The organism is Rathayibacter sp. AY1B5 (genome assembly GCF_002932795.1).
GTDB lineage: Bacteria > Actinomycetota > Actinomycetes > Actinomycetales > Microbacteriaceae > Rathayibacter.
The window spans coordinates 15,709-39,020 of record NZ_PSWM01000029.1 but is presented as its reverse complement, the minus strand read 5'-3'; the positions used below and the strand labels follow the sequence as shown (position 1 = coordinate 39,020).

The following is a 23,312-nucleotide window of genomic DNA, read 5'->3' as shown; positions in this document are numbered from 1 at the left end:
CGGTCCGTAGCTGAGCGTCGAGTAATCAAGATTAAGCTTGCGCGACAGCCTCTCCTGACGGCCAACGTCTGGGAAAACCTGCGAATGAAGGTGACCTTGGGACCTCGCCGGCTGGCCACGCTCCCCAAGTAATTGTCACCTCGGTCATGAAGTTGCGTTGCGTCTGGATCTTTGCGACGAGACGTGGGTCAGCAAGTTGCGCAGCGAGCACCCACTGTGGCCAGACCGCCATTCGCCACTCGACGTCGATCTTGAACAGCCGCTCGCCATCTGCATCGAGCCGATATCCGTCAATGTTTTGAACCGCCCTGACGTAGCCGGTGTGCTCGCTGGGCGTGCTGAACTGGAAGGCAAGGTCCTCAATTTCCTGATCGTTGACCCAAACGACAGGCGACCTGTATTCCGACGCCGGATCAGCGTGTAACGCGATGCTGGCGAGCACCCGCGTGCCAAACTGGTAAACCGTCAGGTGTCCCCATGGGCGGAAGAACAGTGCCTCGTCGCGAAACAAAGTCGCCAGCTTGTCAGCTCCGCGGTCGCTGCGACGAAGGCCCGTGCGCTCCTCGACGTGATGCGCAAGGGCATACGCCTCAAGTCGCTTGTTCAATGTTGCCCCTGGCAGGCCGACGCCGCTGGTCTCGAGGTAGGCACGGATGTCACCATCTGGTTCGACGCTGTAGCGCTTGAACATCTCGAAGATGGTCGCGTGTGCCTGCTCGACGCTGCCGATGCCGACGACACGAACCAATGCTTCGCAAACCGCAACGCGGTCAGGCGCGAACGCGCCCTGACCCTTGCGCAGTTCGCGGAGCTCAGAACGCAGTTGAAGCCTCAGCGGATCATCCTTCATGTCGCCATCGTGTCAGTTTCGTGTCAGTGACGAGAGCATCCGTCGGTCTGATCCTGGTTCTACGGGCAGATGACTACCGACCCTCACACCCTCCTCACTCCCGAAAGAGGTGGTGGTGACTCGCGCCAACGAGCCACCACCAGACGTCCGTCCACTCCCGCTCCTCCATCTCCACGAAGTGATCGAAAGGATCCGAATGTCTTCTTCGACCGTACGCCGAACCGCGGCTGGCGTCACCTGTGCGGTGATCGCCCTGGCGAGCCTCACAGGCTGTTCCAGTCACCTGCCGACCAACGGAAGCGCGCTCACCGCGCTCAAGGAAAAGTCCTTGGCCTGCCCGAAGGGCTCGGTCTACAACGCGTTCGTTGCGCTCGACGGCAGCGGATCGTCCCAAAACGAGGTTCTCCTCGCCAACCGTTGGGAATCGGTGCGTGACCACCTCACGCAGACGGCAGTCTGCAGCGGTCACGCACGGGTCGTCGTGATCTCCTCGTCCTCTGCGACTTCTGTTGTTCTTCTCGACAACGACCTCCAGCCGTCGGGGGCAACGGAGAACGCGCAGCTCCGCCGAGTCGATGAAATGGTCGAGGAGAACCTGGAGCAGGCGAAGGCGGCCTACATCGCTGCACTCCCGGGACTGGACGCAGACGGAACAGACATGACTTCCGCCTACTTCGCGCTCGGTGACTACATCGAAGAGCGGGACAGGGCCGTCGGTGACCACCTGTATCGCGCCCAAATCGATACAGACGGAATCCAGAACGTCGGCGTCAATCTCAACGATCCGGCGTTGACCTCTGCGTCCGCCGAGTCACTCGCCGCCTCCGCCGCGTTGCCGCAGCTCGACGATCGGGTATCGGTGTCGTTCCTTGGCATCGGGAAGGTGGCCGGTTCGGAGCAGCCCTCGACGGAGTACGTCAACGGTCTGAAGGCGTTCTGGTCTGCAACCTGCGAGTCGACGAGTGCGGGTTCCTGCACAGTGCTGACGGACTTCGCGGGCGGTGCCTGGTGAGACCCCGTGGCGTTCTTCAGAGTAGGTCGGAGACCGAGGACGCGTCGGCTCTCGCTGACAGTGTCGCATTGCCACGCATTGACGAGGCCTCCGCAATCGTACGTCCGTCGAGCATCAATCTGACATACGTCGAGGAAGAGTACGACGAGCTGGGCGCCGCGCAGGTGCCGTCGTGGGCCGCGAGCGGCGAGGAAGCATCTCGCTCAGATGCTGTCCGCGCTGCTGGCCTCAAGTATCCGGCGGAAAAGGCGCGGGCGCTGGCGGACGGCAACGACTCGGTGCTGAGCGAGTCCAGGGAGCAGCTCACCACGGCGCGGCGGGCCCTCGCTCCGTTCGTGCGTCGAAAGCCGCACGCCGGCCGCTGGTATGTCGGCTGCTGGTTCGGGTTCGTGGGTGGGGATGTCGCGGGCATTGCCGGTGCCGCGATCTACTTCGGCGAGATCCCAGAGTTAGCTCTCATTCAAGCTGTGTCAGTCGGGCTCGCCGCGGTGTCTGCCGGGTCGGTAGGACGGGATGTCCGCGAACTCCGGTCGGCTGCTCGACGACAGAAGGAGCAGGAAGAACTATCCCCCGAGCTGGAACGGTTCCTCCATCTGTTCTCGGAAGTCGATCCAGGAGCAAGGTTCGTGAAGATCGCGGCCGGTGTGGCGGGATGCGTGGCAACGGCGATCACGATCGGCATCTTCGGGTTGCGCTCCAGCATTGAGGGCTCCATCGCCGGGCTCATCTACGGCGGCTTCGCCCTAGCTGTTGCCGCCGGGTCCTTCCTCAACGCGTGGGCGTACTCCGACGAGGTCGACGATCTGCTCGGCACGTTCGAGCAGCGCTACGAGAAGGAACTGCGCCGCACCGCGCGCCTCAGCAGCGGCAATTCGCTGATGCGTCACGAAGAGCAGACGAAGTCGTCCGAGTCGATCCGCGCTGAGCACACCGAGCGCGGCAAGGCGGCAACGTTCTCCTACGCGGCGCTCAAGGCGCGGATCCTGCGTCGCAACCCCGGCGTCGTCGGGCACGGACGTCCACCGGAACCGAGTACTCCTCCTGGGCGGACGGCATCACCGACGAAGGATCGGGAGCGAGCATGAGCGTCATCGGACTGGCCACCTCGCAGCTCGCGACGGCGCATCTTGTCCGTCCCGGCCTGCACTTTTTCGGCAGCGGAGCAGGCCGGCCTCCGCGCGGGCCTCGAATCCGGCTCAGCCATCCGGGCGGGCCGTGCCGAGGCAAGTCACTGACCATCGTGGTCGCTGACGACTCCGGCTCCGTGATCGGCCCGGCCGGTGTCGACCCGGTCTCGAACCGCTACCAGGAGTGCAAGCTCGCCTTCCGCCGCATCGCCTCGGCGGGCGTCGGGCGCGACGAGCTCGGGGCGGTGTTGCACTTCGACGTTCCGACATCGGGAGACGTGCCGCCTGTGCGGATGACTCAGGTGGGGCTGCGCCTCATCGAGCACGGCTTGCGCACTCCCCTCGATGCTCGAGGGAGTTCTGTACTCGGACCGTCGCTGCTGGCGGCAACGCGGCTGGCGGCAACGCGGCCGGAGCATCTGGCGACGCTGGTGGTGCTGTCGGACTTCGAGCTATTCGACGCTGACCCCGCGGAGATCCTTCGCCGACTGTCGGAGTTCCCCGGCGACGTTCACGCGGTGGTCCTCGGTGGCGGCGGCCCGACCGACGCGGACTTCGGCGACAACACGCTTGTGACCCGGATCTCTTCCGATGATGAGCTCGGTGCGGTCGCCCACGCGGTGCTCGCGTCGCTCGCGAAGCACCGCCGCCGCTGACCCAACCCTGACCGAGAGGTCCGTTTTCCACAGGGTGTTGTGAAGAAAACGTCAACGGCTGTGGATACCACTCCGGCCACCTCTGGTATCTGAGGTTCGGCTTTCTCGTCGCTTGCATTCCGCTGAAGGTTCAGTCTTTACGGATTGGCGTTCATGCCTCGTAATACGGGGTAGTTCGCGGCAGTCAAGCGTAAGCGGTATTTGTCGCGCCGAAATTCTACTCATTCCCTCTTGAAAGGAGACCCGTTCCCTATGCCTACAGACACGCCTCAGAAGTTCTCGACGATCCTGGCCGATCCGCCGTGGAACATCGAGCAGACCGGACGCCTCGGCGCCGCCCAGCACTACACCCTCATGAGCCTGGACCGCATCAAGGCGATGCCCGTCGAAGCGCTCGCAGCGGAGAACGCACATCTCTGGCTGTGGGTGACGAACGCGACGCTGGAGCACGGCTACGACGTGATCCGCGCCTGGGGCTTCACCCCGCGCTCCCCCCTCACCTGGATCAAGCCGCGCATCCTGCTCGGCAACTACCTCCGTAACGCCACCGAGCACCTCCTCTTCGCCACGAAGGGTAAGGCGCCGGTGCGGTACAAGTCGCAGCCGACTTGGATGTTCGCGCCGCTCCAGGCGCACTCTCACAAGCCCGAAGAGCAGTTCGCCGTCATCGAGCGTATCTCTGATGGTCCGTACCTCGAGCTGTTCGCTCGTCGTCGCCCGCCGTCGAACGCGGACTGGTCCGTGTGGGGCAACGAGGTCGACTCCGACATCGCGATCCCCGGATACCCCGTCCCGTCCGACCGGACGCCGAGGCAGCCGAAGACCGCGCCCGCGAAAGGGGCGAAGTGATGAGAGGAAAGCAGTATGTCCGAGAAGAAGAACGACTCGTGGCTTTCGAGCGCACTGCGTGGAGCCGTCGTCCTGTGTGGGATCGCCGTGCTCGTGTCGATCGCAGCGCGGCTCCTGCTCGAGGTGTGGTGGATCGTCGCGGTCGCCCTCGCGGTCGGGTTCGGCCTGTGGCTGCTCGTGCGCTTCATCCGCAGGAACGACCTGTGACCCAGTTCGACGGCGAGACCAGCGCGCGGGCGGAAGGCGGGCGACATGGCCGGCCGTAAGCAGGAGCCCGGCACCTCCGCATCGAGCCAGGTGCACGTGCAGCCGATCTGGAACCAGCCGATCGACCGCCGCAAGTTCGCCCGCGCCGTCATCGCTCTCGTCCTCTGGCAGATGGAACACGACCCGGCGAAGCAGCGCCCCGCCGCCGCCGAGCAGTCAACCGATAGCCGCCACGCCGAGGGGGCTTCGGATGCGTAGCGCTCCTCCGGTCATCTGGCGCGAGGTGCACTGGCAACGCCCCTTCCCCATCGACGCTGCGATGGAGTTGCTGCAGCGGATCGCGACCGAGCCCTCGCTCGGCGCGGTCCGCCTCGAAGCCCGCGCCAGCGCTACCGGCATCCGCTGGCTCATCGGCCTCGAGAAGCCGCAAATCGGCACCGGCACCGCCATGGTCAAGCAGCTGACGGGAGCACGACTCACCGCGCCCATCGGCCCCCGCATCGCGGTCGTCAGCGCCGGCCGGATCCGACTCCGCCACCCCGCGCTCAGTCTCACCACTGAACGGATCGGCGCGATCACCCGCTCGGTGCTAGCAGCGCTCGCTCAAGCGAACCGGGACGGCGACAAGCTGGTCGTCCAGATTGTCCTCGGCGCCCGGCGCGGACCGCACCTCGTCCCAGAAGCGGTTGAGGATCCGCGGCGGGCCTGGTGGCAGCTCCTCTGGGGAACCCCTCAGGCACCGACCGAGGTCCGCAGCTCGCTGAAACAGCGCGCCTCCCAGCACGGCTTCCGCGTCGAGATGCGCATCGGTGCCGCCGCCGCGACCCCGGAACGGCGCCGGTCCCTGCTGACCTCCCTCTTCGGAGCGCTGCGCGTCGCCGAAGCCGCCGGAACCCGCCTGCACCTCGACGGTCTGGCACCAGCCTCGGTCAATGCCGCTCGGCGACCAGGGAGCTACCGACTTGCCCTGTCGGTCCCGGAACTCTTGCCGTTACTGGGCTGGCCGCTCGGTGACGGGCCGCTGCCCGGACTGCCCGCCGAGCATCCCCGGCTTCTGCCCGCCCCACCCGGCCTCAAGGACGGCGGACGCGCCTTCGCGACCACGACAGCACCCGGCGTCATTCAGACCATCGGGATCCCGATCCAGGACGCGGCATTCCATACGATCTTGCTCGGCCCGACGGGGTCCGGGAAGTCGACGGCGCTGTTGTCGCTGATCGTCGCGGATATGACTGCTGGTCGCCCTGTGCTGGTCGTCGATCCGAAGGCGGACCTCGTCCGCGACGTCCTCGAGCGCATTCCCGAGCATCGGCGCGGCGACGTCGTCGTGATCGATCCGCTCTCCGATCGGCCAGTCGGTATCAACGTCCTGTCCGGAGCTGACCGCAACCCCGAGCTGGTCGCCGACTCGCTCATGGCGGCGCTGAAGGGGATCTTCGACAACTGGGGTGTCCGTTCCGAAGACGTCCTCGGCTCCGCCCTGCTCACCCTCGCCCGCACGCCGGGAGCGAACCTGCTCTGGCTGCCGACGCTCCTTACCGACCCGGCGTTTCGGCGCAAGATCACCGGCCGCATCGACGACCCACTGGGCGTCGGCGCCTTCTGGGCTCGGTACGACGCGCTCACTCCGCAGCAGCAGGCGATGGAGATCGGGCCGGCCATGAACAAACTGCGGACCTTTCTCATCCGCCCGGGGATGCGGGCAGTGCTCGGGCAGTCCGAATCGCGCTTCGACCTGTCGGAGCTATTCACGAAGAAGAAGATCGTGCTGATCTCGCTCAACAAGGGACTACTCGGACCGGAGTTCGCGCGACTTCTCGGTTCCCTGGTCGTGGGTTCGCTCTGGCCGATCATCCTCGGCCGCAGCGCCCTTCCTCAGGAGAAGCGCACCATCGCCTCCCTCTACATCGACGAAGTCCAGGATTATCTCGCCCTCCCGGCCTCTGGCGACCTCGCGGATGCGCTCGCGCAGAGCCGCTCGCTCGGCGCCGCCTGGCAGCTCGCCCACCAGTACCGAGACCAACTCCCGGCCGCGATGCGCGCGGCGATCGATACGAACGCCCGGAGCAAGATCGTCTTCGGCCTCGAACAGGCCGACGCCGCAGCACTCGCGAAGACCACTCGCGAGCTGAGTGCCGAAGACTTCCAGCTCCTACCGGCCCACCACGTCTACGTGAATCTCCGGCAACAGGGTCAGCAGACCGGCTGGTTCTCCGCCGCAACGCAACCGCCGCCACCTGTGGTGTCGGATGCGATCGAGATCCGACAGCGGAGCGCCGAGCGCTACGGCCGGCCCGTGAGCGAGATCGACGCGGCGCTCCGACGCGACCTACACCTCGAGCAACAGGCCGACACCGCTCCGCACAACGCGAGCACCGAGCCAGTCGGGCGGAGGAAGCGCGCATGACGCATGTCTCCCACACCGATAAGCAGAGACCCGTCGGCAGACTCGTCGCTCTCCTGAACACGCCCGTACTCGCCCGACAATCCGCCACATCCGCACCCCTTGTGGCTATGACTCACCCACCGTTCCGGTGGGTACCCGGCCCTCGCCCAGGACGACACCTATGAGCAGCCAACGAAGACGGACTATCGCAGAGCCGAGGCCGACTGAGCAGGAGCAGGCAGTCCTCCGCTTCCTGCTTGAACAGCGCTACGCCACCAGCCGACAGCTCGCCCGGGCCGCCCGGGCGAGGTACGGCAGCGACCGCTCCGCCGCGCGCCAAACCAACCGGCTCCTGCAGAAACTCGGAAGCATCGGCCTACTTCACGTCCTCCCCCGTACCGTCGGCGGACAAGCGCGCGGCTCCAGCGCCGGCATCTGGACCATCACCAACCGCGGCGCACGGCTTGCAGGGACCTGCGACCCGAATCCCGAGCAGAGGAAGAAGCGCTACCGACGCGATCAGGACCCAACCCTCACCTTCCTCGAGCACACCCTCGCCATCTCCGAACTCCGCGTCCACCTCGCGGAACTCGAAGACAGCAAGCGGCTCAGGGTAGAAAGCATCACGCCGGAGCCCGCCTGCTGGCGGCCTTACCTCGGCCCGGCCGGCCAACGACTATTCCTCAAGCCCGACCTTGCCGTCGTCACCAGCACCCCCGACGGGTACGAGGATCACTGGTTCCTCGAAGTCGACCTGGCTACCGAGAACCCCGCCCGCATCATCACCAAGTGCCGGCAGTACCAGCAGTACCGGCGCAGCGGGCTCGAGCAACGACACACCGGCCTCGGCGACATCTTCTTCTCGCAGTACGACAGCCTCGACGAGGCCATTGACGACCAGATCGAAAGCCTCGGCTGGAACGACGCCCTTACGGCCTTGCAGCGGGACTGGGGCATCACGCCCGACGAACTCCAGTGGAACTACGCCGCGATCGAACGCCGCTTCCGAGAGACCGTCGACGTTATCTACTACCGAGACAAGGTTTTTATCTTCCACCAGTAGCGAGAAATAACCCAGCAACACATCTAACCGGGTGGGCAGAAAAGAGAACCTCGATATGACAACACCAGAACAACCTCAATCCCCGGAGAACCACGAGCCGCGACCGAGCGAAGGCACGGACACCTACGACCGAGCGAAGGCGATGACCGCCTTCGTGCAGGTCTTCGGCTCGGAGACCGACCCACGCACCTTCGATGCAGAGTTCGAGGACAGCTTCTTCGGCGAGTACCCGAGCGTCCGGGCCGCTCTCGACGAGCACATCGACGGGCTCGGCTGGCGCACCACCCTCACCCAGTTCCGCCAAGAGCAGGGCATCGCCGACCACGACCTGCGCTGGAACTACGAATCGATCGAGATCCAGTTCCGCGAGATCTTCGACATCGTCCACCACGCAGACCGGGTCTATGTCTTCCATAAATGAGAAAAGACTTCATGCCAGTAACCGCCCAGCCACAGAAGCATCGCAACGAAGTACCTTCCGATCCCGAAATGCCTCCTCCGACCGTAGCAATTTCCGCAACACCAGCCGATCGGGGTCGCCGGCCGATCCCTTGGGAGGAGATCGACTTTCGGTACAGAAAAGACTCGACTCCGCGCGCGTTCAGAGCGTTAATCAGAGCGCTATGACACTCTCACCGCTTCTCGCCACCCCTACCTTGAGCCCTCAGCCGGCCGCCCCCGACCCCCTCTCCGTGATCGGCGAGATGCTGACGCCGAAGGTCGCGGTCCTCTACCTCCGCGTGTCGACAGCGCGTCAGGCGCAGCGCGGTGACGAGAAGGAGGGGTTCTCGATCCCTGCGCAGCGGGAGGCGAATCGGAAGAAGGCTCAGTCGATGGGCGCCATGGTCGCCAAGGAGTTCGTCGACCGCGGAGAGTCCGCGAAAACAGCGAACCGTCCGGCCCTTCAGGAGATGCTCGAGTACATCCGTGAGCACTCGGTCGACTACGTCGTCGTCCATAAAGTCGACCGCCTCGCCCGCAATCGCGAGGATGACGTCGAGATCATGAAGCAGCTGACCGCCGCGAGCGTGGCGCTGATCTCCGCCACAGAGAGCATTGACCAGTCACCGTCGGGTGCGCTCCTTCACGGGATCATGTCCTCGATCGCCGAGTTCTACTCGCGCAATCTCGCACACGAGGTCACCAAGGGCATGACGCAGAAGGTACAAAAGGGCGGGACCCCAGGTCGGGCCCCGCTCGGGTACCTGAACGTCCGCGAGTTCGACAGCGACGGCCGCGAGAGCCGCACAGTGCGCCCTGACGCCGACCGCGCTCCGCTCATCTCCTGGGCCTTCCACCGATACGTCGAGCCAGACGTCAGCCTGTCCCAGCTCGCACTCGAACTCGCTCAGCGCGGGCTTACTACTCGGCGAACTCCGCAAGTGCCCTCGCGCGCCCTCACTGACACGGATCTCCACAAGATCCTGACCAACTCGTACTACCTGGGCCTCGTCTCGTTCTCGGGAGCGACCTACGCCGGCAAGCATGAGCCGCTGATCGATCAGGAGACGTGGGACAAGGTGCAGGACGCGCTTCAATCTCGTCGCTCCGGCGAGCGCCGACGTCGACACGACCACTACCTCAAGAGCACGGTGTACTGCGGCAACTGCCACAACCGTCTGATCGTGCAGATGACTCGCTCGAAGTCCGGGGAGATCTACCCCTACTTCTACTGCTCCGCGCGTCAGGCGAAACGGAACGACTGCACGCAAAAGGCGGTCCTCATCCACGTCGTGGAGGAGAAGATCGTCCAGGAGTACAAGAAGAGTCTCCGGCTCGACCGGATCGCCCGAGATGACCTCGAGCGACTGTTCCACGATGAGTTTGTGGCCACCCGCGGCGACGCCGAGCGGCAGCGCGCGCAGATCCGGACCGACCTGGAGCGTCTCGAACGTGAGCAGCTTCGGCTCCTCCAGGCTCACTACGCAGACGCGATCCCTCTCGACCTGTTCAAGAAGGAGCAGGATCGCATTCGCGCAGAGCGGACGATTGCCGAGCGCGATGAAGCACACCTCACTCAGGACGTCGCCGACGTCGAGCACGCCATCCGGCTTGCCCTCGACGTGACCGAGGAGTGCGCCAGGTCCTACGGCGCGGCGCCCGACCACGTGAAACGGCTCTTCAATCAGGTCTTCCTCGCGCGCGTTCTCGTCCACGCCGACGGGACCATCACCGCAGAGCTGAACGAACCATTTGCCACGATCACCTCGTCCGCCGTGCAGTCCGCCGCAGACGAAAAAAGCACCACTCGTAGGAGTGGTGCTCGGACCCTCGCCAGCTTCCTGGAGGCCGAGATCGGCGCTGATCCGGCGTTTTTCTCTGGCAAGGGTTTTAGTAACGACACTTTGGTGCCCCTGGAGGGACTCGAACCCCCAACCTGCTCCTTAGGACGGAGTCGCTCTTCCATTGAGCTACAGAGGCTGGCCGAGCCAGTGTACCCGCCGTGCGCCGCCCCCCGCGAAGCGCCGACCGGCCCCCACCACAATGCCCGCGAAGCGCGCTACGGCCGTCGTCGTGCCGAACGAGCGGCACGCCTCTCTTGACACCACCGCTTCTCGCCTCCATGGTTAGTTACAACACCGACTAACCACCTGACCCGGCACCGAAGGAGCCCGCGTGGACGACTCCCGCCCGCTCTTCCTGCAGATCGCCGAGCAGATCGAGAACGACATCATCGACGGCGCGCTGCCGGAGGAGTCGCAGGTCCCGTCGACCAACGAGTTCGCCGCGTTCCACCGCATCAACCCGGCCACCGCCGGCAAGGGCGTGAACCTGCTCGTCGACGACGGGGTGCTCTACAAGAGGAGGGGGATCGGCATGTTCGTCGCCGAGGGGGCGCGCGACCGGCTGGTCGAGAAGCGCCGCACGCAGTTCCGCGACCAGTTCGTCGCTCCTCTGCTCGCCGAGGCCGCCAAGCTCGGCCTCAGCACCGAGCATCTCGCCGACATGATCAGAGAAGGGGGATCGCGATGAGCGCGGTCATCGAGGTCAACGACCTCACCAAGCACTACGGACGGATGCGCGCTGTCGACGGCATCGGCTTCGCACTGGAGGAGAACCGCATCCACGGACTCCTCGGGCGCAACGGCGCGGGCAAGACGACGCTGATGTCGCTGCTCACCGGCCAGGAGTTCGCCAGTTCGGGCGAGATCCGCGTCTTCGGGCGATCGCCGGTGGAGAACGCCGCCGTCCTCTCGCGCACCTGCTTCATCAAGGAGAGCCAGAAGTACCCGGACGACTTCAGGGTGAAGCACGTCCTGCGCAGCGCCCCCTGGTTCTTCGACGGATGGGACGAGGCGTTCGCCCGAGAGCTCGTCGACGACTTCCGCCTCCCGGTCGACCGCAAGATCAAGAAGCTCTCCCGGGGGCAGCTGTCGGCGATCGGAGTGGTCGTCGGTCTCGCCTCCCGCGCCCCGCTCACGTTCTTCGACGAGCCCTACCTGGGCCTGGACGCCGTCGCCCGGCAGCTGTTCTACGACCGCCTCCTCCAGGACTTCGCCGAGCACCCCCGCACAGTCGTCCTCTCCACCCACCTCATCGACGAGGTCAGCAGCCTGCTCGAGCACGTCCTCGTCATGGACGAGGGCCGCCTCGTCGTCGACAGCGACGCGGAGGAGCTGCGCGGTGCCGCGGCGACGGTCATCGGGCCCCGGCAGGCCGTCGAAGCGTTCACCGCCGGCCGCGAGGTCATCGCCCGCTCCGCTCTCGGCAGCCGCGCCTCGGCCACGCTCCCCCGCCTCGACGACGCCGGCCGCGCCTCCGCCGCCCGCCACGGGCTCGAACTCGAGTCCGTCCCCCTCCAGCAGCTCGTCGTCCAGCTCACCACCGGGAAGGCCTCGGAATGACCGCCCTCGTCAGCTCCCCCGCGCGCCACGACACCGCCGCCGGCCGCCTCGGCAGCATCGTCCGCCTGCACTTCGCGAACCCCGCCACCATCCTCTACACGCCGCTGATCATCACCGCCGTCATCCTGGCGGGCAACCTGGTCGTCTGGTGGCTGATCCTCCGCGGGCTCTCCTCCGGCGAGCGCCTCGAGGCGCAGGAGGGGATGACCTACTCCGGCGCGTCCTTCTTCCTCTTCGTCTACATGATGGTCGTGGCCGTCCAGTCGGTGAACGTCACCTTCGGCCTCGCCCTCGGCTACGGCGCCACCCGCCGCGACTTCTCCCTCGGCACGGCCCTCACCTTCGTCGCCCTCTCGGTCTTCTACACCGGCGTCTTCGTGGTCCTCGGGATCGTGGAGCGGGCGACCGACGGCTGGGGCTTCGGCGGCAGCTTCTTCCGCTCGATCTACTTCGGCGGGGACTCCGTGGGCGAGCAGGCCGTCGCGGTGCTCTGCGCCCTGCTCTTCTTCTTCTTCGTCGGAGCGGCGACGGCAGCGGTCTACGTGCGCTGGCGCCAGCGCGGGATGCTGCTCTTCTTCGGGATCCTCGGCGCCCTCGTGCTGGCGGTGATCACCCTCCTCACGCTCACCGAGAACTGGCCGGCCGTGGGCTCCTTCTTCGGCCGCGTCGGGTACGCGGGCGGCTACGGCCTCTCGCTCATCCCGACCGCGATCGCCGGAGTCGCGGGCTGGGCGATCCTCCGCCGCGCCACCCCGCGCAGCAGCTGACACCACCGGCACCCATCCGCCGAGCGGGGCGGGCCGACACCCTCCGGAGCCGGGCCTGCAAGGCCCTTCCGCCCCGGGCGTCCGGGTGCCAGCGTGGGCACATGGCCGACTCCCCCGCTCCGTCCCTCCTGCCCGTCCCCGAGCACAGCTGGGTCGCCCGACCGGCTGACGCCGAGCTCACCCAGGACACTCTCGACACGGTCGACGCCTGGTGGCGCGCCGCGAACTACCTCGCGGTCGGGCAGATCTACCTGCTCGCGAATCCGCTCCTGAAGACCCCGCTGAGCCGGGACGACATCAAGCCCCGCCTGCTCGGCCACTGGGGCACCACCCCCGGTCTCAACCTGATCTACGCGCACCTGAACCGCGCGATCCGAGAGCGCCGCCAGCCGACCCTCTACATCACCGGTCCCGGCCACGGCGGACCGGGCATGGTCGCCAACGCCTACCTCGACGGCACCTACAGCGAGATCTACTCCCACATCGACGAGTCGGAGGAGGGACTGCGGCGCCTCTTCCGCCAGTTCAGCTTCCCCGGCGGCATCCCGAGCCACGCCGCCCCCGAGACTCCGGGCAGCATCCACGAGGGCGGCGAGCTCGGCTACGCGCTGAGCCACGCCTACGGAGCGGCCTTCGACAACCCGGACCTGCTGGTCGCGGCGGTCGTGGGCGACGGGGAGGCCGAGACCGGCCCGCTCGCCACCAGCTGGCACTCCAACAAGTTCGTGAATCCGCTCACCGACGGCGTCGTCCTGCCGATCCTGCACCTCAACGGCTGGAAGATCGCGAACCCGACCGTCCTCGCCCGGATCCCGCAGGAGGAGCTCGACAGCCTCCTCCGCGGCTACGGCCACGAGCCGTTCCTCGTCGAGGGCGGCTTCGACGGCGAGGATCCCATGCGCGTGCACGAGCGGTTCGCCGACGTCCTCGACACGGTGCTCGACCGCATCGCCGCGATCAAGGAGCGCGCCGCCGCCGGCGACCTCTCCCGTCCGGCCTGGCCGATGATCGTGCTGAAGACTCCGAAGGGATGGACCTGCCCGACCGAGATCGACGGCGTCCAGGTCGAGGGCACCTACCGCTCGCACCAGGTCCCGCTGCCCAACGCCCGCGACACGGAGGCGCACACCCGCCTGCTCGAGGACTGGCTCCGCTCCTACCGCCCCGAAGAGCTCTTCACCGAGGACGGCGGCGTGGTCGATCGCGTGCGCTCGCTGGCCCCCGAGGGCGAGCTGCGCATGAGCGCGACCCCGCATGCGAACGGCGGGCTGCTGCGGCAGACCCTCGACCTTCCCGACTTCCGCCGCTACGAGGTGGTGGTCGAGCAGCCGGGCGGCACCGTCGCGGAGGCGACGAAGGTGCTCGGCGAGTGGCTCGCCGACGTCATCCGCGCCAACCCGACCAACTTCCGCCTGTTCGGGCCCGACGAGGTCGCGAGCAACCGCCTGCAGTCGGTGTACGCCGCCACGGACAAGCAGTGGGACGCCGAGCTCAGCCCCCTCGACGACGACCTCGCCCGCGCCGGCCGCGTCATGGAGGTCCTCTCGGAGCACCAGTGCCAGGGCTGGCTGGAGGGCTACCTGCTCACCGGCCGCCACGGGCTCTTCACGTGCTACGAGGCGTTCATCCACATCATCGACTCGATGTTCAACCAGCACGCCAAATGGCTGGACGGGACCCGCGACATCGAGTGGCGCCGCCCGATCGCGAGCCTCAACTACCTCCTCTCGAGCCACGTCTGGCGCCAGGACCACAACGGCTTCAGCCACCAGGACCCCGGCTTCATCGACCACGTCGTCAACAAGAAGCCGGAGGTCGTGCGCGTCTACCTGCCCTTCGACGCGAACACGCTGCTCTCGACGTACGACCACTGCCTCCGCAGCGTCGACTACGTCAACGTGGTCGTCGCCGGCAAGCAGCCCTCGCCCCAGTGGCTCACGATGGCGGAGGCGGTCGCCCACTGCACCCGCGGGCTCGGCATCCTGGAGTGGGCGAGCAGCGAGCGGCAGGGCGAGTCCCCGGACGTCGTGCTCGCCTGCGCGGGCGACGTGCCGACGCTGGAGACCCTCGCGGCGGTGAGCATCCTCCGCGAGAAGCTGCCGGACCTCGCGATCCGCACGGTCAACGTGGTCGACCTGATGCGCCTGATGTCGGAGTCGGAGCACCCGCACGGCCTCTCCGACCTCGAGTTCGACGCGATCTTCACCCCCGACCGCCCGATCGTGTTCGCGTACCACGGCTATCCGTGGCTCATCCACCGCCTGACCTACAAGCGGACCGGCCACGGCAACCTGCACGTGCGCGGGTACAAGGAGAACGGCACCACCACCACTCCGTTCGACATGGTGATGCTCAACGACCTGGACCGCTACTCGCTGGTGATCGACGTCATCGACCGGACCCCCGGCCTCGGCGCCCGCGCCGCCGGTCTCCGCCAGGAGATGCAGGACGCCCGCATCCGCGCCCGCGCCTACACGCGCGAGCACGGCGAGGACATCCCCGAGGTCGCGAACTGGACCTGGGCCGGCGAGCGCTCCGGCAACGCCAGCGCCAACACCGGCAACGACAACGAATAGCCCCGCCCCTACCTCCCCCTTCGCGAGATGCCACCTGTGATGCCGACACGCCGTCGGACCCCGTCACAAGTGGCATCTCGCGGAGAGGAGCGACCCGTCAGGCTGCGGGGGCGAGGTAGTCGTCCCAGTCGGGCTGCGTCCGCTCCGCGCCGCGCACGAGCCAGGAGCCGGCGCGCGGCATCCGGGGGACGGTCCGCAGGCGCCAGCCCATCTCGTGCGGGGTGCGGTCGCTCTTGACGTTGTTGCAGCGCTGGCAGCAGGCGACGAGGTTCTCCCACGTGTCGCGGCCGCCGCGCGACTTGGGCTGGATGTGGTCGATCGTCGCCGCGTGCTGACCGCAGTAGCCGCAGCGGTGGTTGTCCCGGCGGAGCACGCCGCGCCGCGACACCGGCACGCTCCGGCCGCTCGGGATGCGGACGTACCGGGTCAGCACGATCACCGAGGGCCGCACGTGGTCGCCGTGCGCGCTGTGCACCGGATTGCCCTCGTCCGCAGCGATCACGGTCGCCTTCTCCGTCATCAGCAGGACCAGGGCCCGCTTGAACGACACCACCGCGAGAGGCTCGTAGCCGGCGTTCAGAACCAGAGTGCGCATCAGTGACCTCCGTGCTGTCGCACGCCGTCGCGAGACGACGTCGCGACCACGAGCAAGGGCGCCGTCGTGATGACGGCGCCCTGCGAGGCCGCGGCGGAGTGCCGCGCGATGACGTGGAGTCGTATCCGCGTGTCGGAGGAGTGCACCGCCGCGGTGAGGACCCGCGCGCGTATCGGATCGGCCGGCCGCACGCGCGAGCGCAGCCCCACGCTGTGGCGCCCGCTCCGCTCGGCCATCCCGGCACTCCGTCCCTCGACGAATCGATCCGCTCGCCACGCGAGCGGACTGGGGTTCAGGTTAACCCTTCGCGCCCGGAACACCAGGGGTCGGTCCGGATTCGTCACGCGGCGTTCACACGGGGACGACGAGAGCCCACCCCCTCCAGGAGGGGACGGGCTCTCGAGCGGATCGACCGGGTCAGCCGTTGATGCGCACGATCCGGTAGTCGGAGGTCCACAGCGGCTGCACGCGGACGCTCGCGCCCTCGTACGGCGCGTGCAGGATGTTGCCGTTTCCCGCGTAGAAGCCGTCGTGGCCGTCCATGATCACGAGGTCGCCGGGCTGAGCGTCGGCGAGCGAGACCGGAGTGCCCATGGCGCCCTGACCCGCGGCCGAGTGCGGCATCGAGATGCCGTACTGGGCGAAGACGTACATCACGAAGCCGGAGCAGTCGAAGCCGCTCGGGTCGGCTCCGCCGAAGACGTAGGGCACGCCCTGGTACTGCATCGCGGTGGTGAACACGGCCGAGAGGCTGTAGCTGGTGGTCGGGGCGGCGGCCGCGATCTCGCTGGCGGAGGCGCCGGAGTAGGAGTTGAACTCCTCGGCGGTCTCGGCGCGAGCCTCGGCGACGTCGCTCGTGTCCACGACGGGCTCGGCGACCACGACGGGCTCGGGCTCCGGGGCGGGCGGCGGCGGGGGCGCCGCCTCGGCCGAGAAGCCGTCGCGGGCGATCGCGGCCTGCACCACTCCACCGTCGACGGCCACGGTCTGAGCGGAGCCCTGGCGGAGGAGGTCGGCGCGCGACGCCGCGAACAGGCCGTCGTCCTGGCTGCCCGGAGTGAAGGCGTAGGCGGGGAGCGCCATGGTCGCGACCAGCGCACCGGCGAAGCCGACCATCGCGACCTTGCCGACGACCCGGCCCCGGCGCTTGCGCGGGGTGCCGGCCGGCGACGGCACGAAGTCGGTGATGTCCGCGCGGCGGGCGGGAGCCGCGGGAACGGCACGACGGGAGACGGGTGCGTCCCCGTGGATCCGGGCGCGGATGACCGGGGGCCGGTTCTCGAAGGTCGCGTCGCCGGAGCGGTCGGGGTGGTTGGAGCGGAACCGGTCGGGCGAGCCGGCGTCCTCGTTCGGGGTGAGGGGGTTCTGGGGCAAGGGGAAGATCCTCCGACGTCCCCTCAGCCCAGGCAGCTGTCCCGTCTCATGCACGAAGCATCGGTGTGCACAGGATCCGAGACGGGTGTGGGGGCGTCGGATCCCGCGCCCTGGGACCGAGGCTCGGCCGCAGGGCTCCACAGAGCGTAAGCGACCGTTACCGATTTGTCACCTTCTCGGCGGGAAGAGACCGCTCTCCCGTTCGACTCCGGTCACCGGATGCGGTAAGGGCCCGTACGGGCCTCTCCCAGAGAAGGGCTGATCAGACGACGAGGAAGATGTGCGCCGCGACCTCGTTGGGCAGCTCGATGCCCGCCTCGGCTCCGTCGATGCGCGCGAGCACGTAGCCGTTGAGGGCCGAGAACTCGCCCTCGGCACCGGGGACGACGCCGGCCTGCTTGAGCTGGAGGAGGAGCTCCGGATCGACCTGAGCCGGCTCGCCCAGGCGCCGCACGACGCCGCGGCGCGGCTCGCTCGACCCGGCGACGAAGCGCGGCAGGCTGATGACGCCGTCGGCGAAGCGGGAGGCGGGGGTGTCGCCGAGCTCGTCCAGGCCCGGGATCGGGTTGCCGTAGGGCGACTCCGTCGGGTGGTCGAGCATCTCGAGGAGACGGCGCTCGACCTGCTCGCTCATCACGTGCTCCCAGCGACAGGCCTCCTCGTGCACGAACTCCCAGTCGAGCTTGATGACGTCGTGGAGGAGCCGCTCGGCGAGGCGGTGCTTGCGCATGACGTGGATCGCCTTGCGGCGGCCGTCGGAGGTGAGCTCGAGGTGGCGGTCGCCCGAGACGACGACGAGGCCGTCGCGCTCCATGCGCCCCACGGTCTGCGACACCGTCGGCCCGGAGTGGCTGAGCCGCTCCGAGATGCGCGCGCGCAGCGGGATGATGTTCTCCTCCTCGAGCTCGAGGATGGTGCGCAGGTACATCTCGGTGGTGTCGATCAGATCCGTCATCTCAGCCTTCCCGTCTCGGCGCGCTCCACCCTAGTAGTCGCCACGACGCAGCATCGGCGCTGCGGCGCGACGCAGGCCTCCGTCGCTCGGAGGAGGGGTGCGGGCCGGGAACCCTAGTATTAACGCATGCCGGACCTCACCATTCCTCGCGAGCTGCTCCCCCACGACGGACGGTTCGGCTGCGGCCCGTCCAAGGTGCGGCACGACCAGCTCGCCCACCTCGCGACCCAGGGCGCGCACCTGCTCGGGACCTCGCACCGCCAGGCGCCCGTGAAGGACCTCGTCGGCCGCGTGCGCGAGCACCTCGCCACGCTGTTCCGCATCCCCGAGGGCTACGAAGTCCTTCTGGGCAACGGCGGCTCGACCGCCTTCTGGGACGCCGCGGCCTTCTCCCTCATCGAGCGCCGCGCCGAGAACCTCACGTTCGGCGAGTTCGGCCAGAAGTTCGCGGCCGCCGCCTCCGCGCCCTTCCTCGAGCCGGCCCATGTCGTCTCCGCCCCCGCGGGATCGCGGAGCGAGATCGAGATCGTCGAGGGGATCGACGTCTACGCGTGGCCCCACAACGAGACGAGCACCGGAGTGATGGCTCCGGTCCGCCGGGTCCGCGGCGACGAGGGCGCGCTCACCGTCATCGACGCCACCAGCGCGGCGGGCGGCATCGACGTCGACATCGCCGAGGCCGACGTCTACTACTTCGCCCCGCAGAAGAACTTCGCCTCCGACGGCGGACTCTGGTTCGGCCTCTTCTCGCCCGCCGCGATCGAGCGGATCGAGCGCATCGCGGCGAGCGGCCGCTACATCCCCGAGTTCCTCAGCCTCAAGAACGCGGTCGACAACTCGCGCCTCGACCAGACGCTGAACACTCCGGCGCTCTCGACGCTCCTGCTGATGGAGTCGCAGCTCGAGTGGATGAACGCGTCCGGCGGTCTGGCCTGGGCATCGGCGCGCACGGCCGAGTCCTCCTCGGCGATCTACGACTGGGCCGAGGCGTCGAGCCTCGCCACTCCGTTCGTCGAGGTGCCCGAGCACCGGTCGCAGGTCGTCGCGACCGTCGACTTCGACGCCTCCGTCGACGCCGCTCTCGTCGCGAAGATCCTCCGGGCGAACGGGATCGTCGACACCGAGCCGTACCGCAAGCTCGGCCGCAACCAGCTGCGCGTGGCCACGTTCGTCGCGATAGAGCCGGACGACGTCCGCTCGCTGCTCCGCTGCATCGATCACGTCCTCGAGCGCCTGGCGGTCTGAGGCTCCCCATGCGGCTGTGGCTGCGCGAGGAGGAGCGGCGGCCCGCGCCGCCGCCCTACGCGAGCGACGACGCGACGGCTCTGCTGGTCGGGTGCGTCGTCTGGGCCGTCGCCCTCGCGGCCGTGCTCGTGGCATCGGCCGTCGGAGCCGTCGTCGAGCCGGTCGTCCTGTCGACCGTCGTGATCGGACTGGTCCTCGGCACGATCGGGCTGTTCTACAGCCGCAACCGCCGCTAGAGCGCGTCGGTCTCCATCCGGAGCCCGGTGCCGTCGGCCTCCAGCTCGAGACGGACGCGCAGTCCGGTGAACTCGGAGAGCCGCTCGACGTGGGTCCCACCGCAGGCGATCGCGGCGTCCCCGGCGGGGAGGGTGCAGCGCCATGTCCGCCGCGTGCTGAGGAGGTCGTCGTCGCGCTCGATGCGCACCTGCGCGTCCGAGGCGATCCACTCGGCGAGGAGGGCGTCGATCCGCTCCTGCACCTCGCGGACCTCCGCCTGCAGGCGGGCGGTGTCCATCCCGCTGCGTCGGAGGGACTTGCCGAGGCGGTACACGTCGGTGGAGCCGGACTCGCGGATCCGCGAGGTCTGGACGGCCGCCTGGTCGAAGTCCGGGTTCCCGAGGGCGTCGGTGCGAGCCGGCTTCGACCAGAACGAGGCCAGAGCGGCGTTCAGGGCGAGGGAGGCGAGGTGGCAGGCGGTGTGCCCGCGGGAGAGCTCGCGCCGGTGCTCCGCGTCGACCTCGACGTCGACCTCGACGTCCGTCTGGAGTGAGGAGGCGTCGTCGACGATGTGGACGACGACGAAGCTCCAGTCCGGAGTGCCGAGCCGTGCCGGGAGCCGCTCGCCCAGGTGCAGCTCGCCGCCCTGCCACGCCCCGATGCGGCAGTCGAGGAGGCGCAGCCGCTCCCCCGCCACGACCAGCGCACCGTGATCGGGCCCCTGATCGGGCCACGTCGGGTCGACCGGGTGGGCGGCAGTCGTATCGAGGACCACCGCCCAGCGGCCGTCGTCCAGCCGGCCCACGTGCAGCACGCGCCCGGAGGAGCGCACGGCGCCGTCGGGATAGGCGATGCGGGTGTCGGAGTCGATGCTCATCGGGCGGCGCCGGAGGGGATCAGCGGCGACGTCGACGGCGACGGGTCGTCGGGGCGGGAGCGGGCTCGGGCTCGGGCTCGACGTCGTCCGAGTCCTCGTCATCGGAGTCGTCGTCGTCCGAGTCGTCCTCGTCGGAGTCGTCCTCGTCGGAGTCGTCCTCGTCGGAGTCGTCCTCGTCGGAGTCGTCCTCGTCGGAGTCGTCCTCGTCGGAGTCGTCGTGGTCCGAGTCGTCCTCGTCGGAGTCGTCCTCGTCGGAGTCGTCCTCGTCGGAGTCGTCCTCCTCGTCGTCGAGGTCCTCGTCCTCGGCCTCCTCGAGCTCGTCGTCGTCCGCGTTCTCGACCTCCTCGCCGAGCGCGTCCTGCGCGGTCTGGTAGTCGGCGAGACGCACGGACCACGGCACCCAGTCCGGAGCGAGGACGGCGCCCTCGCCCGGCAGCAGTTCGACCTCGAGGACGTTCACGTCCTCGGTCTCGTCGATCCGGGACAGCGTCGCCGTCCACAGCCAGCCCGGGTACCCGCGCATGAGGTTCGCGAACTGCAGCGACACGACGTGCTCGCCCTGCGCGAGAGTCGTCACCAGCTCGCCGATCGTCCCCTCCGGGGCGATCTCGGCGAGCGCCGCACGAGCGGCATCGAGTGACCCCGCGAGCACGGCGTCCGCCTCGTAGACGGGCTCGGGAGCCTGGACCGCTGCGGCCTCGTCCGCCTCTCCCGGGGAAGCGTCGCCGTCGGCCGGAAGCGTGTCCGCCGCCGATGCGGGATCGGTCTCGGAACGGTCGTCGGGAACGGGAGCGGCATCCTCTGCAGAACTCGCGTCCTCTGCGGTCGCCGCGTCCGAGCCGGAGGCCTCCGCCGCAGCGGCGACGTCCTCGGCCGGAGGAGTCTCCTCTGCAGAGGCGGAGTCGTGGGCGGGACCCTCGGTCACCGGGAGGGCGGGGTCGCCCTCGGCCCCGCCGGAAGGAGCCTCGTCGTCACCAGCCGCCGGGTCAGCGGCGGTCGCCTCGTCGGCCCCGCTCGCGTCCTCGGCGGAAGGGTCCTGCTCGGCAGGAGTCGTGTCCTGCTCGGCGACGGAGTCGCCCTCTCCCGAGGACTGCTCCACGGGAGCGTCCTCCGGGGCCGGAACGGCGACGGTCTCGTCGATCGGGCCGTGCTCGTCGGTCGTGCCGTCGGCGTCAGGCATCCAGCTCGTCCGCAACCCGGCGCAGGAGCGCCGCGATCGTGCGCCCGTGCGCCTTGTCGGGGTAGCGACCGCGCTTGAGCCCGGCGCCGATCCCGTCGAGCAGCTTGACCGTGTCCTCCACGATCACGGACATGTCGTCCGCGGACTTCCGGTTGAGCTTCACCAGGCTCGGCGGGGAGTCGAGGACGCGCGCCGAGAGCGCCTGCGCCCCGCGCTTGCCGTCGGCGATGCCGAACTCGAGGCGGGTGCCGGCCTTGACCGCGGTCCCGGAGGGCAGCGCGGAAGCGTGCAGGAAGACCTCCTGGCCGTCATCAGTGCTGATGAAGCCGAAGCCCTTCTCCTCGTCGTAGAACTTGACCTTGCCGGTAGGCATGCAGACCCCTCCTGGAAATGAAGCAGCCATCAGTTTAGTCGACCGGGGCCGCCCTATCCTTGACGGGTGAAGCCACAGGAGCCGACGGGCATCGGACGCGCGGAGCGCACGCTCGCCTACATGTTCATCGCGATCATCGTCGTGACGGTCCTCGCGTTCCTCGCGATCCTGGTAGCCCCCGCGCTCGGGATCCGCGAGTACACCGGCCCGTTCTGGCAGTTCGTCTTCGCCGTGCCGCTGGTGGGCCTGCCGATCGCGTTCCTCATGATGATCGCGATGCTGATCGTGGGGGTCCGGCGCCGCCGCGCGCAGTCCTGACCGGCCGCGATCTCCTCCTTCTGCTCCGCCGCGGATCCGGCGTTCCCCGCCGCCGAGCAGGCACCGAGCGCCCGGACAACCGACTCCCAGACTCCGCACAGCCGACGGCCAGATACTGTCCTGCATGGACGGACCCCGCATTCTCATCGTCGACGACGAGCCCAACATCAGAGACCTGCTCACCACGAGCCTCCGCTTCGCCGGCTTCGCCGTGCGGGCGGTCGGCAACGGGGCCCAGGCCATCTCGGCGGTCCTCGAGGAGGAGCCGGACCTGATCATCCTCGACGTCATGCTCCCGGACATGAACGGCTTCGGCGTGACCAAGCGCCTCCGCTCGGCCGGATACACCTCCCCCATCCTCTTCCTCACGGCGAAGGACGACACCGAGGACAAGATCACGGGCCTCACCGTCGGAGGCGACGACTACGTCACCAAGCCGTTCAGCCTCGACGAGATCGTCGCGCGCATCAAGGCGATCCTCCGCCGCACCATGCACGCCGAGGAGGACGCGGTCATCCGCGCCGGCGAGCTGACGATGGACCAGGACACGCACGAGGTCCTCGTCGGCGACGAGCCGGTGGAGCTCAGCCCCACCGAGTTCAAGCTGCTCCGCTACCTGATGCTCAACCCGAACCGGGTGCTCAGCAAGGCGCAGATCCTCGACCACGTGTGGGAGTACGACTTCAACGGCGATGCGGGCATCGTCGAGTCCTACATCTCGTACCTGCGACGTAAGCTCGACACGCATTCGGAGGAATCGCTCATCCAGACCAAGCGAGGATTCGGATACATGCTGAAGGTCGCGAAGGCCTAGCCTCCGCCACCTCGGCGCCACCTCCCG

The 23,312-nt window shown here is 68.2% G+C and carries 24 protein-coding genes, 1 tRNA gene and 1 pseudogene; 18 read left to right on the top strand and 8 right to left on the bottom strand.

The window, feature by feature from the left end; genetic code table 11:
* Positions 1-31: 31 nt before the first annotated feature.
* The gene (locus C5D44_RS15390) at positions 32-850 is read right to left on the bottom strand and encodes a hypothetical protein (protein ID WP_104282162.1); all 819 of its coding nucleotides are present in this window, start codon (positions 848-850) and stop codon (positions 32-34) included.
* Positions 851-1,046: 196 nt separating this feature from the next.
* On the opposite strand from C5D44_RS15390, the gene C5D44_RS15385 reads away from it, so the two are divergent.
* The 10 genes and pseudogenes from C5D44_RS15385 to C5D44_RS18730 form a co-directional block, all read left to right on the top strand.
* Positions 1,047-1,862, top strand: a complete 816-nt coding sequence (locus C5D44_RS15385; RefSeq protein ID WP_146088068.1) for a hypothetical protein — start codon at positions 1,047-1,049, stop codon at positions 1,860-1,862.
* Positions 1,863-1,930: 68 nt separating this feature from the next.
* Entirely contained in the window at positions 1,931-2,947 is a 1,017-nt protein-coding gene (locus C5D44_RS15380) for a hypothetical protein (RefSeq protein ID WP_146088067.1), read from the top strand.
* Positions 2,944-3,645, top strand: a complete 702-nt coding sequence (locus C5D44_RS15375; protein WP_146088066.1) for a hypothetical protein — start codon at positions 2,944-2,946, stop codon at positions 3,643-3,645. Before C5D44_RS15380 ends, C5D44_RS15375 begins: the two co-directional genes overlap by 4 nt.
* 252 nt (positions 3,646-3,897) lie before the next feature.
* Positions 3,898-4,494, top strand: coding sequence for an MT-A70 family methyltransferase (locus C5D44_RS15370; RefSeq protein ID WP_104282158.1), 597 nt, complete (start codon positions 3,898-3,900; stop codon positions 4,492-4,494).
* Positions 4,495-4,509: 15 nt separating this feature from the next.
* Positions 4,510-4,701: a hypothetical protein gene (locus C5D44_RS15365; RefSeq protein WP_104282157.1), complete on the top strand. Its 192-nt coding sequence runs from the start codon at positions 4,510-4,512 to the stop codon at positions 4,699-4,701.
* 45 nt (positions 4,702-4,746) lie between these two features.
* Entirely contained in the window at positions 4,747-4,959 is a 213-nt protein-coding gene (locus C5D44_RS15360) for a hypothetical protein (protein ID WP_104282156.1), read from the top strand.
* Between the two features lie 61 nt (positions 4,960-5,020).
* Positions 5,021-7,108: a type IV secretory system conjugative DNA transfer family protein gene (locus tag C5D44_RS15355; RefSeq protein ID WP_181118531.1), complete on the top strand. Its 2,088-nt coding sequence runs from the start codon at positions 5,021-5,023 to the stop codon at positions 7,106-7,108.
* A 160-nt stretch (positions 7,109-7,268) separates the two neighbouring features.
* Positions 7,269-8,150, top strand: a complete 882-nt coding sequence (locus C5D44_RS15350) for a replication-relaxation family protein (protein WP_104282154.1) — start codon at positions 7,269-7,271, stop codon at positions 8,148-8,150.
* 142 nt (positions 8,151-8,292) lie between these two features.
* Positions 8,293-8,571, top strand: coding sequence for a hypothetical protein (locus tag C5D44_RS18555; protein ID WP_104282153.1), 279 nt, complete (start codon positions 8,293-8,295; stop codon positions 8,569-8,571).
* Positions 8,555-9,850: pseudogene (locus C5D44_RS18730) on the top strand (recombinase family protein); the annotation flags it as partial. The gene C5D44_RS18555 and the pseudogene C5D44_RS18730, both read left to right, overlap by 17 nt.
* A 646-nt stretch (positions 9,851-10,496) precedes the next feature.
* Here C5D44_RS18730 and C5D44_RS15335 read toward each other — a convergent pair.
* Positions 10,497-10,571 (bottom strand) — tRNA-Arg (locus C5D44_RS15335).
* A gap of 195 nt (positions 10,572-10,766) precedes the next feature.
* On the opposite strand from C5D44_RS15335, the gene C5D44_RS15330 reads away from it, so the two are divergent.
* The 4 genes from C5D44_RS15330 (at position 10,767) to C5D44_RS15315 (ending at position 15,338) form a co-directional block, all read left to right on the top strand.
* Entirely contained in the window at positions 10,767-11,123 is a 357-nt protein-coding gene (locus tag C5D44_RS15330) for a GntR family transcriptional regulator (RefSeq protein ID WP_104277711.1), read from the top strand.
* On the top strand, positions 11,120-11,995 hold the full coding sequence (locus C5D44_RS15325; protein WP_104282152.1) for an ABC transporter ATP-binding protein: 876 nt from the start codon (positions 11,120-11,122) through the stop codon (positions 11,993-11,995). Before C5D44_RS15330 ends, C5D44_RS15325 begins: the two co-directional genes overlap by 4 nt.
* Positions 11,992-12,762, top strand: a complete 771-nt coding sequence (locus tag C5D44_RS15320; RefSeq protein ID WP_104282151.1) for an ABC transporter permease — start codon at positions 11,992-11,994, stop codon at positions 12,760-12,762. Before C5D44_RS15325 ends, C5D44_RS15320 begins: the two co-directional genes overlap by 4 nt.
* Positions 12,763-12,863: 101 nt before the next feature.
* Positions 12,864-15,338 (top strand): phosphoketolase, encoded by a 2,475-nt coding sequence (locus C5D44_RS15315; protein WP_104282150.1) that lies wholly within the window; start codon positions 12,864-12,866, stop codon positions 15,336-15,338.
* 97 nt (positions 15,339-15,435) lie between these two features.
* Here C5D44_RS15315 and C5D44_RS15310 read toward each other — a convergent pair whose 3' ends face one another.
* From C5D44_RS15310 to C5D44_RS15295, 3 genes are all read right to left on the bottom strand, one after another.
* On the bottom strand, positions 15,436-15,933 hold the full coding sequence (locus C5D44_RS15310) for an HNH endonuclease (RefSeq protein ID WP_104224608.1): 498 nt from the start codon (positions 15,931-15,933) through the stop codon (positions 15,436-15,438).
* Positions 15,934-16,350: 417 nt separating this feature from the next.
* Positions 16,351-17,307 carry a C40 family peptidase gene (locus tag C5D44_RS18180; RefSeq protein WP_258065258.1) on the bottom strand — a complete coding sequence of 319 codons (957 nt, stop codon included), beginning with the start codon at positions 17,305-17,307 and terminating at the stop codon, positions 16,351-16,353.
* A 262-nt stretch (positions 17,308-17,569) separates the two neighbouring features.
* A complete protein-coding gene (locus C5D44_RS15295) occupies positions 17,570-18,262 on the bottom strand; it encodes a metal-dependent transcriptional regulator (RefSeq protein ID WP_104224606.1) in 693 nt (230 codons plus the stop codon).
* Positions 18,263-18,388: 126 nt separating this feature from the next.
* Between C5D44_RS15295 and serC the strand changes: the two genes are divergently transcribed.
* Positions 18,389-19,507, top strand: coding sequence for a phosphoserine transaminase (gene serC, locus C5D44_RS15290; RefSeq protein WP_104282148.1), 1,119 nt, complete (start codon positions 18,389-18,391; stop codon positions 19,505-19,507).
* An 8-nt stretch (positions 19,508-19,515) separates the two neighbouring features.
* Complete coding sequence (locus C5D44_RS15285; RefSeq protein ID WP_104282147.1) at positions 19,516-19,743, top strand: DUF2530 domain-containing protein; 228 nt, start codon at positions 19,516-19,518, stop codon at positions 19,741-19,743.
* Here C5D44_RS15285 and C5D44_RS15280 read toward each other — a convergent pair.
* From C5D44_RS15280 to C5D44_RS15270, 3 genes are read right to left on the bottom strand one after another with little or no spacing between them, the layout of a single operon-like run.
* A complete protein-coding gene (locus C5D44_RS15280) occupies positions 19,740-20,600 on the bottom strand; it encodes a metal-dependent hydrolase (RefSeq protein ID WP_104282146.1) in 861 nt (286 codons plus the stop codon). The genes C5D44_RS15285 and C5D44_RS15280 overlap by 4 nt on opposite strands.
* Positions 20,601-20,619: 19 nt before the next feature.
* Complete coding sequence (locus tag C5D44_RS15275; protein WP_104282145.1) at positions 20,620-21,780, bottom strand: DUF3027 domain-containing protein; 1,161 nt, start codon at positions 21,778-21,780, stop codon at positions 20,620-20,622.
* Positions 21,773-22,153: a cold-shock protein gene (locus C5D44_RS15270; RefSeq protein ID WP_104282144.1), complete on the bottom strand. Its 381-nt coding sequence runs from the start codon at positions 22,151-22,153 to the stop codon at positions 21,773-21,775. Before C5D44_RS15270 ends, C5D44_RS15275 begins: the two co-directional genes overlap by 8 nt.
* 66 nt (positions 22,154-22,219) lie before the next feature.
* Here C5D44_RS15270 and C5D44_RS15265 point away from each other — a divergent pair, with 66 nt between their 5' ends.
* A complete protein-coding gene (locus C5D44_RS15265; RefSeq protein ID WP_258068008.1) occupies positions 22,220-22,471 on the top strand; it encodes a hypothetical protein in 252 nt (83 codons plus the stop codon).
* A 124-nt stretch (positions 22,472-22,595) separates the two neighbouring features.
* Complete coding sequence (locus C5D44_RS15260; RefSeq protein ID WP_055787731.1) at positions 22,596-23,285, top strand: response regulator transcription factor; 690 nt, start codon at positions 22,596-22,598, stop codon at positions 23,283-23,285.
* The last annotated feature ends 27 nt before the right edge of the window (positions 23,286-23,312 follow it).